12 protein-coding genes and 1 riboswitch are annotated in these 12,729 nt (G+C 71.7%); of the genes, 8 read left to right on the plus strand and 4 right to left on the minus strand.

Annotated features, from left to right (window positions below; genetic code table 11):
- Nucleotides 1–19: 19 nt before the first annotated feature.
- Nucleotides 20–158: riboswitch (cobalamin riboswitch) on the plus strand.
- A gap of 159 nt (nt 159–317) precedes the next feature.
- The 6 genes from P3T27_RS08930 to P3T27_RS08955 all read left to right on the plus strand — a co-directional run bounded on the left by P3T27_RS08930 (nt 318) and on the right by P3T27_RS08955 (nt 5,577).
- The gene (locus P3T27_RS08930; protein ID WP_280676611.1) at nt 318–1,367 is read left to right on the plus strand and encodes an iron ABC transporter permease; all 1,050 of its coding nucleotides are present in this window, start codon (nt 318–320) and stop codon (nt 1,365–1,367) included.
- Nucleotides 1,367–2,149 (plus strand): ABC transporter ATP-binding protein, encoded by a 783-nt coding sequence (locus P3T27_RS08935; protein ID WP_280676147.1) that lies wholly within the window; start codon nt 1,367–1,369, stop codon nt 2,147–2,149. The genes P3T27_RS08930 and P3T27_RS08935 overlap by 1 nt, the downstream gene beginning before the upstream one ends.
- A gap of 54 nt (nt 2,150–2,203) precedes the next feature.
- The gene (locus P3T27_RS08940) at nt 2,204–3,199 is read left to right on the plus strand and encodes an ABC transporter substrate-binding protein (RefSeq protein ID WP_280676149.1); all 996 of its coding nucleotides are present in this window, start codon (nt 2,204–2,206) and stop codon (nt 3,197–3,199) included.
- An 86-nt stretch (nt 3,200–3,285) separates the two neighbouring features.
- A complete protein-coding gene (locus tag P3T27_RS08945; RefSeq protein ID WP_280676151.1) occupies nt 3,286–3,762 on the plus strand; it encodes a GNAT family N-acetyltransferase in 477 nt (158 codons plus the stop codon).
- A gap of 250 nt (nt 3,763–4,012) precedes the next feature.
- Entirely contained in the window at nt 4,013–4,423 is a 411-nt protein-coding gene (locus P3T27_RS08950) for an anti-sigma regulatory factor (RefSeq protein ID WP_280676153.1), read from the plus strand.
- A 161-nt stretch (nt 4,424–4,584) separates the two neighbouring features.
- Nucleotides 4,585–5,577 carry an RNA polymerase sigma factor SigF gene (locus tag P3T27_RS08955; RefSeq protein WP_280676156.1) on the plus strand — a complete coding sequence of 331 codons (993 nt, stop codon included), beginning with the start codon at nt 4,585–4,587 and terminating at the stop codon, nt 5,575–5,577.
- 47 nt (nt 5,578–5,624) lie between these two features.
- On the opposite strand, the gene P3T27_RS08960 is transcribed toward P3T27_RS08955, so the two are convergent.
- Nucleotides 5,625–6,053, minus strand: coding sequence for a hypothetical protein (locus P3T27_RS08960; protein ID WP_280676157.1), 429 nt, complete (start codon nt 6,051–6,053; stop codon nt 5,625–5,627).
- Between the two features lie 50 nt (nt 6,054–6,103).
- Between P3T27_RS08960 and P3T27_RS08965 the strand changes: the two genes are divergently transcribed.
- Both P3T27_RS08965 and P3T27_RS08970 read left to right on the plus strand, forming a co-directional pair.
- Complete coding sequence (locus P3T27_RS08965; RefSeq protein ID WP_280676159.1) at nt 6,104–7,075, plus strand: diacylglycerol kinase family protein; 972 nt, start codon at nt 6,104–6,106, stop codon at nt 7,073–7,075.
- Between the two features lie 369 nt (nt 7,076–7,444).
- Entirely contained in the window at nt 7,445–7,696 is a 252-nt protein-coding gene (locus P3T27_RS08970; RefSeq protein ID WP_014138019.1) for a WhiB family transcriptional regulator, read from the plus strand.
- A 447-nt stretch (nt 7,697–8,143) separates the two neighbouring features.
- Here P3T27_RS08970 and P3T27_RS08975 read toward each other — a convergent pair whose 3' ends face one another.
- The 3 genes from P3T27_RS08975 to P3T27_RS08985 form a co-directional block, all read right to left on the minus strand.
- Entirely contained in the window at nt 8,144–9,664 is a 1,521-nt protein-coding gene (locus P3T27_RS08975) for a PAS domain-containing sensor histidine kinase (RefSeq protein WP_280676162.1), read from the minus strand.
- A gap of 474 nt (nt 9,665–10,138) precedes the next feature.
- Entirely contained in the window at nt 10,139–11,197 is a 1,059-nt protein-coding gene (locus P3T27_RS08980) for an SIS domain-containing protein (RefSeq protein WP_280676164.1), read from the minus strand.
- Between the two features lie 192 nt (nt 11,198–11,389).
- Nucleotides 11,390–12,685, minus strand: a complete 1,296-nt coding sequence (locus tag P3T27_RS08985) for an extracellular solute-binding protein (protein WP_280676166.1) — start codon at nt 12,683–12,685, stop codon at nt 11,390–11,392.
- Between the last annotated feature and the right edge of the window lie 44 nt (nt 12,686–12,729).

The raw sequence follows: 12,729 nt of genomic DNA on the forward strand, positions 1-12,729 counted from the left end.
ATCCCGGCCCCGGTAAGGGTTGCCTGGCCTGAGTGGCTGTTATGCTGCCAGGGCGTCCGAGGGGGAAGTCCGGTGTGAATCCGGCGCTGACCCGCAACGGTGAGCGCGGCCCGTCGGCCGTGCCAGCCCGATCGCCCTCGGCCGCCGACCTCCCGACAACTCGCCGTGGACTGCGAGGGGATGGCGCCCGGGCCCGCGCCCGTCCGGCGCCCGCCCCCGCACACCCGCGGCCCGAGGCAAGGCGCACCCGTGGACGAGCGGAGCGAGAGAACCACCCGGAGGTGCGCGTGAGCACCGCACCCGTGGGCGGCGGCGCGGTGAGCCCACCCGCCCGTCGCATACCCGCCGCACCCCTCGCCGTCGGCCTGGCCGCCGCCCTGCTGCTCTCACTGGTCTGCGGGGTCGCCCTGGGCGCCGCCGGGATCGGCCTGCCCCGCGCCCTGCGGCTGCTGGCCGCCGGACTGACGGGCGGACGGCTGGAGGCGGGCGAGGCCGCTGCCTACGCGATCGTCTGGGAGATCCGGCTGCCGCGCACCGTGCTGGCCGCCGTGGTCGGCGCCGGGCTGGCCGCCACCGGGGTCGCCGTACAGGCCCTGGTGCGCAACGCGCTGGCCGATCCCTTCGTGCTCGGCGTCTCCTCCGGCGCGGCCGTCGGCGCCAACGCCGTCCTGCTGCTCGGCGCCTTCGCCTCGCTCGGGGTGTGGGCCATCTCGGTCTCCGCGTTCGGCTCCGCGCTGCTCGCCATGGTGCTGGTCTACCTCGCGGCGCGGACCGCCTACGGGCTCACCCCGCTGCGGCTGGTGCTCACCGGCACCGCGCTCTCCTACGGCTTCTCCGCGCTCACCGCGCTGATGGTCTTCGCGGCCGCCCGCGGCGAGGCCGCCCGGGACGCCATGATGTGGCTGCTCGGCAGCCTCGGCGGCGCCACCTGGGGCTCGGTGCCGATCGCCGCCGCCACCGTGCTGGCCGGCCTGGCGTACCTGGCCTGCGCGGCCGGCCGGCTGGACGCGCTCGCCATGGGCGACGAGACGGCCGCCTCGCTCGGCGTGGACCCGGACCGGCTGCGCCGCGAGCTGTTCGTGGTGACCGCCGCCGTCACCGGCACGGTGGTCGCCGTCAGCGGGGCGATCGGCTTCGTCGGGCTGATGGTGCCGCACGTGGCCCGGATGCTGGTCGGCGCCGGACACCGCCGGGTGCTGCTGGTCGCGCCGCTCGCCGGGGCGCTGCTGCTGGTCTGGGTGGACATCGTCTCGCGCACCCTGCTGGCGCCCGCCGAACTGCCGGTCGGGGTGGTCACCGCGGTCCTCGGGGTGCCCTGCTTCCTGCTGCTGATGCGCCGGCGCGGCTACTCCTTCGGAGGCCGCTGATGGACCTCACCCTGGACTCCGTCTCGGTCGAACTGGCCGGCGCCCGGCTGGTCCACGACGTCGCCCTGGACGCCGCCGCCGGGCAGGTGGTCGGGCTGGTCGGGCCGAACGGCAGCGGCAAGTCGACCCTGCTGCGCTGCGTCTACCGGGCGCTGCGGCCCGCCACCGGGGCCGTCCGGCTGGACGGCGACGACCTGCACGCGCTCACCGCGCGCGAGGCCGCCCGACGGGTGGCCGCGCTGCCCCAGGAACACTCCGCCGAGTTCGACTTCACGGTCGCCGAGGTGGTCGCCATGGGCCGGCTGCCGCACCGGCGCGGGCTGGGCGGCCCGGGCGCGGGCGACCACGCGCGCTGCGCGGGGGCGCTGCGCAGGGTCGGCGCCGAACACCTGGCCGGGCGGGGCTTCCTGAGCCTGTCCGGCGGCGAGAAGCAGCGGGTGCTGATCGCCCGCGCACTGGTCCAGGAACCCCGGCTGCTGGTGCTGGACGAGCCCACCAACCACCTGGACATCGCCCACCAGTTGGACGTCCTGGCGCTGGTCCGGCAGGCCGGTCCGACGGTGCTCACCGCGCTGCACGACCTCAACCTGGCGGCCGGCCACTGCGACCTGCTGTACGTGCTGCGGGCCGGCCGGATCGTCGCCTCGGGGCCGCCCGCCGAGGTGCTCCGCACCGACCTGCTGGCCGAGGTGTTCGGCGTCCGGGCCACCCCCGTGCGGCACCCGGTGACCGGCGCCGTCCAACTCCTCTTCGACCGGATCCGGCCCACCCCCGAAGACTGATCGACCCCGCAGACCGATCGACCCCGAAAGCTGTTCGACCTCGAAAGAAGGCCCGTGCGCACCAAGGCCGTTGCCGCCACCGCCCTGCTCGCCCTCGGACTCACCGCCTGCGGCGCCGAGATCGCCCCGAGCGCCGACTCCACCGCCGCCTCCGCCCACTACCCGGTGACCGTGGAGAACTGCGGCACCAAGCTCACCTTCCCGCAGAAGCCCGCCCGGACGGTGACCAACGACGTCGGCATCACCGAGCTGATGCTCGCCCTCGGCCTCGCCGACCGGATGGCCGGCTACGTGATGCCCGACGACAAGGGCAAGGTCGACCAGGTCGCCTGGAAGGACGGCTACCGGCAGACCGGTTGGCTCTCCAGGAAGCAGATCACCAAGGAGATCGTGCTGGGCGCCAAGGCCGACCTGGTCTTCGCCGGCTGGCACTACGGCTTCGACGAGGGCAGCGGCTTCACCCCGCAGGCGCTCAAGGACCTCGGCATCGCCTCGTACGTGCTCAGCGAGTCCTGCCGCAGCGGCAAGGGCACCGAGCGCGGCGTGATGTCCCCGCTGGACGCGCTCTACACCGACCTGGCCAACCTCGGCGAGGTCTTCGACGTCCGGGACCGGGCCGACAAGCTGATCGCCGACTTCAAGGCGCAGGTCGCCGCCGTCCCGCAGCCCGGGCGCCGGCCCTCCGTGTTCCTGTACGACAGCGGGCAGGACAAGCCGTACACCGCGGGCAGGTTCGCCGCGGCCGACGAGATCATCACCAAGGCCGGCGGCACCAACGTCATGGGCGATCTGGCGGACTCCTGGGTCACCACCGGCTGGGAGAGCGTCGTCCAGCGCGACCCCGAGGTGATCGTGATCAACGACTACGGCGAGACCGGCGCCGAGGCCAAGCGGAACTTCCTCACGTCCTTCCCGCCGCTGGCCGGCGTCTCCGCGATCAGGAACGACCGGATCTTCGTGCTGGACTACGTCGACCTGGTGGAGAGCCCGCGCAACCCGGCCGCGATCTCCGCGCTGGCCGCCTACCTGGGCACCGTCCCCGCCCGCTGACCGGTCCGCCGCCCGGGCAGGCGGATCGCCGAACGGACCCCGTCCGGTCCTGGGCCGGGACGGGGCCCGCGCAGTAGGCTCGCAGCATGATCCGCACCGCCGTCGTGACCGACGTTCCCGTCATCCACGCCCTGATCCGCGAGCTCGCGGACTACGAGAAGGCCCCGCACGAGGCCGTGGCCACCGAGGAACAGCTGCGCGACGCCCTGTTCGGAGCCGCCCCGGCGGTGTTCGGCCTGATCGCCGAGGACGACACCACGGGCGAACCGGTCGGTTTCGCGATCTGGTTCCTCAACTTCTCGACCTGGCGCGGCACCCACGGGATCTACCTGGAGGACCTGTACGTCCGCCCGCAGGCCCGCGGCGGCGGCCACGGCAAGGCGCTGCTGCTGGAACTGGCGCGGATCGCCGTCGAACGCGGCTACTCCCGGATGGAGTGGTCGGTGCTTGACTGGAACGTGCCCTCGATCAACTTCTACAAGTCCCTCGGCGCGGTGCCGATGGACGGTTGGAGCGTCTACCGGCTCACCGGCGAGGCCCTCGCCGCCGCCGGCGGCCGCTGAACGGACCGCCTTGAACCCCTGCCACCCTGCGTCGCGATGGCTTACCATGAGTGACTCCCGAGCCCTGGCCGGCGTGCGGGAAGCGGTAAGGTCTCAGGCGGATACGCGGCGTCCGGTCGCCCTGCGAAGGGTATGACCGGTACGTACCGCACCACCCCTCTGGACAGTTGGGGCGAAGCAGTTGAGCCAAGCAACAGACAGTGCCGCGGCCACCGGCCCGGAAGCACAGCGCGTCACCCAGGAGGTGAGGGTGTCCCAGATCAACGGCGAGCCCGGAGTGCAGGACTTCGTGGAGGTCCGGCTGCCCGCGGCAGGGGCCTACCTCTCGGTCCTGCGAACAGCGACAGCCGGCCTGGCGGCGCGGCTCGACTTCACCCTCGACGAGATCGAGGACCTGCGGATCGCGGTGGACGAAGCCTGCGCCATCCTGCTCCAGCAGGCGGTGCCCGGCTCCGTCCTGTCCTGCGAGTTCCGGCTGGTCGGCGACTCGCTGAAGGTGACCGTCGCCGCCCCGACCACCGACGGCAAGGCGCCCGAACGGGACACCTTCGCCTGGACGGTGCTCTCCGCACTGGCCGGCGAGGTCGACTCCTCGGTCGCCGAGGACAAGACCGTGTCGATCAGCCTGCACAAGAAGCGCGGCGGCCCCTCCGCCCACTAGGCGGGACGTCGAACAGCAGCACCGCACAAGGGCCGTCCGCCCGGCACCCGATCCGGGGCCGGGCGGACGGCGCCCGGTACCGCCCCCACGCGGTACGACCAACGAGACGATGCCGGGGCCCCGAGGCCCCGGTGCTCCCGGAACGGAACGGGGGAATGGCCGTGAGTGATCTGGACCGTACCGGCCTCGCGACGGCGGGACCTGCCGTACCGACCCAGGCGAGCGTCCCTGGCCTCGCCGCCAACGACGAAGCGCACCCGAAGGACGCCCACCGGATGAGCCACCCGACCGAGCCGACGTCTGATCCGTCGCCCGCCTCCCCGCCCCCGCCCGATCCGGCGGACGGGACCGGGGACCTGCGCGGCGCGGTGCCCACCCAGGCCCCGCACCGCTCGGGCGCCCCGGACCGGGAGGCGGCCCGCGCGCTGTTCGTCCGGCTGTCCGTGCTGCCCGAGGGCTCCCCGGAGCGCGTCGAGCTGCGCAACCAGCTGGTGCGGATGCACATCCCGCTGGTCGAGCACCTGGCCCGGCGGTTCCGCAACCGGGGCGAGCCGCTGGACGACCTGACCCAGGTCGCCACCATCGGCCTGATCAAGTCGGTGGACCGCTTCGACCACGAGCGCGGGGTCGAGTTCTCCACCTACGCCACGCCGACCATCGTCGGCGAGATCAAACGGCACTTCCGCGACAAGGGCTGGGCGGTCCGGGTGCCGCGCCGGCTCCAGGAGCTGCGGCTGTCGCTCACCACGGCGACCAGCGAGCTCTCCCAGCGGCACGGGCGCTCCCCCACGGTGCACGAGCTCGCCGAGCACCTGGGCATCTCCGAGGAGGACGTCCTGGAGGGCCTGGAGTCCGCCAACGCGTACTCCACGCTGTCCCTGGACGTGCCGGACAGCGACGACGAGTCGCCGGCCGTGGCGGACACCCTGGGCGCCACCGACGAGGCGCTGGAGGGCGTCGAGTACCGCGAGTCGCTCAAGCCGCTGCTGGCCCAACTGCCGCCCCGGGAGCAGAAGATCCTGGTGCTGCGGTTCTTCCGGAACATGACCCAGTCGCAGATCGCCGCCGAGGTGGGGATCTCCCAGATGCACGTGTCCCGCCTGCTGGCCAGGACCCTGGCCCAGCTGCGGGAGAAGCTCCTCGTGGAGGAGTAGGACCGACGGCCGCCGAACCGGCGGCCGGTCCCGGCGGCCCTGTGTGCTCAGTCCTCGCGCGGAGCGTACAGGGCCGCCGTCGACTTCGGGTTCAGCAGCGAGCCGATGCCCACCAGCCCGAGCAGGCCGACCAGCACGCCGACGCCGACCATCACACCGCCGCTCTCCAGCATGTAGTACCCGATCGGCAGGCAGATCGAGTTGGTGAGCACGGCCGGGCTGCGGCCCCAACGGCGCTCCTTGAGCAGCGCGCGGGCGGCCAGCACCGGCAGCACGCCGAGCAGCACGATGACCACGCCGCCGAACTCGTTCAGGACGAGTTGCTTGGACTGGCCGGACAGCGCGGACACCATGTCCCAGACGCCGACGACGGCCAGCGCGGCGCCCTCCAGGGCGGTGATGGCGGCGCCCACGGTCAGCGGCAGGGGGCGGGCCGGGGCCGCCGTGGGTACGGGTGCGGAGGATTCTGCGGTCACTCCAGCAGGGTAGCCGCCGGTTGGTCCGTACCGACCCGTAGGCTTTCCCCATGCGCGCTCTCCTGGTCGTGAACCACAACGCCACCACCACCAGTGGCCGCACCAGGGACGTGCTGATCCACGCGCTGCGCAGCGACCTCAAGTTGGACGTGGCCGAGACGCAGTACCGGGGCCACGCGCGTGACCTGGCCCGCGCGGCCTCCGAGGACGGCACGGTCGACCTGGTGGTCGCGCTCGGCGGTGACGGCACCGTCAACGAGGTGGTGAACGGGCTGCTGGCGCACGGCCCGGGCGAGAAGGTCCCGCGACTGGCCGTGGTGCCGGGCGGTTCGACCAATGTGTTCGCCCGTGCGCTCGGCCTGCCCAACGACCCGGTGGAGGCCACCGGCGCCCTGCTGGACGCGCTGGAGCACGGGCGCGAGCGGCCGGTCGGCCTGGGCAAGGCGATGACCGAGGGGCTGCCGGACCGCTGGTTCACCTTCACCGCCGGCCTCGGCTTCGACGCCGGGGTGGTCGGCCGGGTCGAGGAGCAGCGCCGGGCGGGGCGCAAGTCCACCCACGCCCTCTACGTGGGGCAGGCGCTGCGGCACTACGTCACCCAGCGTGAGCAACGCCGTTCCGGCCCGGTGACCCTGGAACTGCCGGGCCACCAGGACCTGCCGGGCCTGGCGCTGACCATAGTCAGCAACACCTCGCCGTGGACGTTCCTCGGCAACCGTCCGGTGTACCCCTCGCCGCTCGCCTCCTTCGACACCGATCTCGACGTCTTCGGCATCACTCGGATGACGGCGTTCGGCACCGCTCGAACGATCCGTCAGATCCTGCGGTCGCACACGCCTTCGAGCGACGGCGCCCCGCCGGCCGGCCCGTCCGGCAAGCACGTCGTCACCTATCACGACGTCAGACACTTCACCTTGGTTTCAGAGGAACCCGCCCCGTTCCAGGTTGACGGGGATCACCTTGGAGACAGGAGTCGCGTCAGTTTCACAGGCGTACGGCGGGCACTGCGTGTGATTGTGTGACCGGAAGGGGGTTTCACCCTTCTTCTCGAACGCACAAGCCCCCTTCACTCCATAGAAGTACTGGCTGTGAGCTAGGCGACACCGAAGAATCAAAAATTCCTCCCTGAAGGGGGTTGTATCCGGGCCCGAGGTTTGCGAACCTCTACATGGCGATCGGGACACATCGCAGCGACGGCAACCTCAGATCCTGACGGGTGCCGACCGCGGAGCGTCCCTCGAATTGCCGAATCCCTCCCCAGCACAGACCACCCGGGCCCGGTGGGCCTTTGGTCTCTTTTGCTGTTGCGGGATTCGTGAAAGCGTTCACATTCACAAGCCATCGATTATGCCGATCGGGTGACCCCCGCCGGCAGGAGGAGTTGGACGACCATGGACTGGCGCCACCGCGCTGTCTGCCGCGAAGAGGACCCGGAGCTGTTCTTCCCGATCGGGAACACCGGTCCTGCTCTGCTGCAGATCGAGGAAGCCAAGGCCGTGTGCCGCCGCTGTCCGGTCATGGAGCAGTGCCTGCAGTGGGCTCTCGAGACCGGCCAGGACGCCGGCGTCTGGGGCGGCATGAGCGAGGACGAGCGTCGCGCGATGAAGCGCCGTGCCGCCCGCAACCGCGCCCGCACCGCCTGATCACACGCCGTAGTACCAGCAGTAACCGCAGCACCGATCAACACATGATCAAAGGCTTCCCTGCACTTCCTGGTGAAGCCTTCCGCACAAAGGGCCTTGCCTGGCGAGGTCCCGCGACACCGGACCGTCCAGCCACTTGATACTGTTCACTTAGAGCAATATTGTGGAGCTGTGGCGCTCACCGTGTGCAACGCACCGGCGAGGTGTCGCACCACCTAGAGCCCCCGTTCCGGCCGACTCCCCCCGACGGCCGGAACGGGTTGAGAGGCCCTGTCGACCCACCCCCCCCGGTCGACAGGGCCTCGTTTTTGTGTCCGCGCCCCAGCGGACCGGCCGTGCGCGGGGCTCGCACGGCGGGCGCCCGGCGCCTTCGCCGCGCGCACGCCCCCACCGCGCTCCTCGATGCACCGATCCGCACCGGTGCACCGGTCCGCAGAGCCGTCGGCGTCAGCGGACCGGGATCTCCAGGATCACCTTGGTGCCGCCGTCCGGGCCGGCCACCATGTCGAAGGTGCCGCCCAACTCCCCGGTGGCCAGCGTGCGGACGATCTGCAGGCCGAGGTTGCCCGCCGTCTGCGGGTCGAACCCCTCGGGCATGCCGCGGCCGTCGTCCTGCACCGTGATCAGCAGGTACTCCTCCGGGCGGGCGCCGCCGTTCCAGCTGTCCGACCAGCCCATCCCGGTCGCCGGCGCCCGCCCGCGCAGCGCGCTGACCTCCAGGTTCCCGGAGGCGGTCGGGCCGAAGGCGTGCTCCAGGGCGTTCTGCAGCAGCTCGGTCAGCACCATCGACAGCGGGGTGGCGACCTCGGCGGACAGGATGCCGAAGCTGCCGCTGCGGCGGGTCGCCACCCGACCGTCCTGGGACAGCTCCATCACCATCGCCAGCACCCGGTCGGCGATCTCGTCGAAGGCCACCTGCTCGTCCAGCGCCTGGGAGAGCGTCTCGTGCACGATCGCGATCGAGCCGACCCGGCGCACCGCCTCGTCCAGCGCGGCCCGGCCGGCCTCCGACTCCATCCGGCGGGACTGCAGCCGCAGCAGCGCCGCGACGGTCTGCAGGTTGTTCTTCACCCGGTGGTGGATCTCCCGGATGGTGGCGTCCTTGGTCATCAGCTCGCGGTCGCGGCGGCGCAGCTCGGTAACGTCCCGGCAGAGCACCAGCGAACCGGTCAGCGTGCCCTTGGGCTTGAGCGGGATCGCCCGCAGGGTCACCACTCCCCCCTGGACCTCGACCTCGGTCTGCCGCGGCGCCCAGCCGCTCGCCAGCTTCACCAGCGCCTCGTGCACGGCCGCCCGGGAGGGCGGGACGAGGTCGGCGGTGGCGCGGCCGAGGTGGCTGCCGACCAGGTCGGTGGTGAGGCCGAGGCGGTGGTAGGCGGAGAGCGCGTTGGGGCTGGCGTAGGTGACGATGCCGTCCGCGTCGAGCCGGATCAGGCCGTCGCCGACCCGGGGGGCGGCGTCCATGTCGATCTGCTCGACGCCGGGGAACGGGAAGCTGCCGGCGGCGATCATCTGGGCCAGGTCGGAGGCGCTCTGCAGGTAGGTGAGCTCCAGCCGGCTGGGGGTGCGGACGGTCAGCAGGTTGGTGTTGCGGGCGATCACCCCGAGCACCTTGCCCTCGCGCCGGACCGGGATGGACTCGACCCGGACGGGCACCTCCTCACGCCACTCCGGGTCGCCCTCGCGCACGATCCGCCCCTCGTCGAAGGCGGCGTCCAGCAGCGGGCGGCGCCCGCGCGGGACGAGGTGGCCGACCATGTCGTCCTGGTAGGAGGTGGGGCCGGTGTTGGGCCGCATCTGCGCCACCGAGACGTAGCGGATGCCGTCCCAGGTGGGGATCCACAGGACGAGGTCGGCGAAGGAGAGGTCGGAGAGGAGCTGCCACTCCGAGACCAGCATGTGGAGCCATTCCACGTCGGCCCCGGTGAGGGTGGTGTGGCGGCGGACGAGTTCGTTCAACGAGGGCACATGGCGAGGGTAGCGCCGCCGGTCCGCGCGGGGCGCGGCGGACCGGCGGGCGGATCATGCTCCGGGCCTGCGACGGGACCGTGCGGGCGAAGTTGTCCAGACCAATTTTTGGAGCGGCCTGGACAACCCAGATTGGTCTAGTCCACAATGAAAGGGCACCAAGGAGAGGCCCACCGCGCAACTGCCCTGACCGCGCGAGGCCTTTCCTCGGTCGGACGCCGCCGAACGAGGACCCCGCACAGTTCTCGCTCGACTCCGGTGCCCGACGACAGCTCCGGGCTACGGTGCCGCATGGGTTGAGGGTCCCGTGTCGGCGCCGTGGCCCGTAGTGCTTTCCGGGGCCGGTTCCGTTCGCGGCCGGGAAGCACCACGAAGCACCACGGGGCTCCCCCACCGAAGCCATGTTCCGCCGCTCAACGAGTCGGGCCCCCGTCCACAGGCTGTGGACGGGGGCCCGGCTCGTGGCGCCGTACGTCAGTGCGTCTCGGTGACCTTGGCCAGGGCGCGCGGGGCGTCCGGGTCCTGACCGCGGGCGATGGTGACCTCGTAGGCCAGCAGCTGCAGCGGCAGGATCTCCAGGATCGGCTGGACCTCCTCGGGCACGCCGGCCGGCAGCGCGAAGCCGGCCGAGGCGGCGTTCACCTGCGGCTGCTGGCCGACCACGACCAGGTCCGCGCCGCGACCGCGCAGGCGGTCCAGCACCGGCTGCAGGGCCTCGCCGCCCTTGCCGTCCGGGACGATCGCGATGACCGGCGAGACGTTGTCCACCATGGCCAGCGGGCCGTGCAGCAGGTCGGCGCCGGAGAACGGGGAGGCCGGGATGTAGGTGGTCTCCATGAGCTTCAGCGCCGCCTCGCGGGCGGTCGGGTAGCCGTAGCCGCGCGAGGTGATGACCAGGCGCTGGGCGAAGCGGTAGCGCTCGGCCAGCGCCTTCACCTCGGCATGACGGGACAGGACGCCGGCGGCCAGGCCCGGCAGCTCCTTGGCCGCCGACCCGTCGCCGCCCCGCAGGCCCTCGACCAGTAGGTAGAGCGCCAGCAGCTCGGCGGTGTAGGTCTTGGTGGCGGGCAGCGCCTTCTCCGGGCCGGCCAGCACGTCGATGTGGTACTCGGAGACCTCGGCCAGCGGCGAGGCCGCGTTGTTGGTGACGGCGAGGGTGATGGCACCGGCCTCGCGGGCGGCCTTGGTGGAGGCCACCAGGTCCGGCGAGCCGCCGGACTGGCTGACGGTGATCACCAGCACGTCGGTGAGGTCCGGCTTGGCGCCGTAGGCGGTGGTGGTGGACATCGAGGTCAGGCCGGCGGGCTTGCCGAGCAGGATCTCGATCAGGTACTTGGCGTACAGCGCCGCGTTGTCGGACGTGCCGCGCGCGGTCAGCAGGACGAAGCGAGGGTTGCGGGCGGCGATCTCGGCTGCGATCTCGCGGATCTTCGGAGCGCCCTCGTCGAGGATGCGCTGGAGGACGGCCGGCTGCTCGGCCATCTCCGCCGCCATGATCCGGCCGGGGACGGAAACAGTCTGCGGGTCGGACATCAGGATGTGCCTCCGATGAGATGGTTCGACCCCGACCGGGCAGTTGCCCGGCGGGGACCTCTACGGCGGCGAGTCCGCACACTCGCTGCGGTGGTTTCCTGCCGCAATCCTACGGTGGGCGCCCCGGGCGGGCACACCCGAACCGCCCCGCCCCGGGCGCTCGGCGGCGGCGCCCGGGGACGGGACGGACGGTCAGGACGGGGTGTTGATCAGCTGGTCGATCGCGGCGTCGGCCTCCTTGGTGGCCTGGTCCACCGACTTGCCCTTGAGGATGGCGCTCAGCATGTCGGGCAGGATCTTCTGCTTCTCGATCGCGCCCCAGCCGGGCGCCAGCGGGGTGAACCAGGCGTCCGGCACCGCGTTGGCCGCGGCGGAGGTGCTCGGCTTGCTCTTCAGCGGGTTCAGCTGGGTGAGGTTGTTCGGCAGGATGTCCTTGTCGGCCAGCGCCTGCTGGGACTTGGTGCCGGTGAACATCCGCACCCAGTCGGTGGCCAGCGCGACCTGCGCGGACTTGGCGGTGACGGCGAGGTCGGAGCCGCCGATGAAGGTGGGCAGCGGCTTGCCGTCCGGGCCGGGCATGGTGGCCACCTTGACGGCGTCCTTGAGTCCCGGGTCGCCGGTGACCGGCGCGGTCACGCTGGCCGCCTCGTAGCCGTTGCCGTAGAAGGACGCGGCGTGCCCCCGGGCCATCGACTCGAACTGGTTCTGCTCGTTCACCGCCAGGTCGCCCTTGTTGTACTTGCGGACCAGGTCGATGAAGTGGCTGACGCCCTGCTGGGACTTGGCGTCGTGCAGGGTTCCGTGCCAGTTGCCGGAGCTGTCGAACTTGGCGATGCTGCCGCCGTACGCGGCCACGTAGCTCATCGCGGCGTACCAGTACGGGCCGGGCAGGTAGAGCGGGGAGAAGCTCTTGTCGGCCTTGTTCTTGTCGGCGACCTTGTCCAGGGCCGTCAGCAGGTCGGCTTCGGTCTTGGGGAACTCCGCGCTGCCGGTGGCCTGTTGGAAGCCGGCGGAGTTGTAGATGGCGACCCGGGCGCCGGCGTAGTAGGGCACGCACCAGAGCTTGTCCTGGTACGTACAGGTGTTGGCGAGCGCCTTGATCCAGCTGTCGGAGTTGTCGAAGCTGGTCCGGTCGACCGGAGCCAGCGCGCCGGAGAGCACGTACTTCATGGTCTCGGTGTTGCCCAGCTCGACCACGTCGGGGGCGCCGCCCTCGGCGATGGCCTTGTCGAGCTTGGTCACCTTGTCGGCCCAGCCCTGGTACGAAAGCCTGAGGGTGACGTTCGGGTACTTCGCGGCGAACTGGTCGTTGACCTGCTGCACCAGGTCGGGCCAGTTCTTCTGGGCGTCGTCCATCAGCCAGACGGTGACGGTGCCGGTCGCGGCCTTCGGATCGGCGGCGGGGCTCCTGCCGTCCGTCGACGATGTGCCGGCCGAGGAACAGGCCGTCAGTCCGACCGCCAGGGCTGTGATTCCGAACGTCGACATGAGCTGACGCTTCTTCACGCCATCCTCCGAGGGTGCTAGAGCCG

This window comes from Kitasatospora sp. MAA19, assembly GCF_029894125.1.
Classification (GTDB): Bacteria; Actinomycetota; Actinomycetes; order Streptomycetales; family Streptomycetaceae; genus Kitasatospora.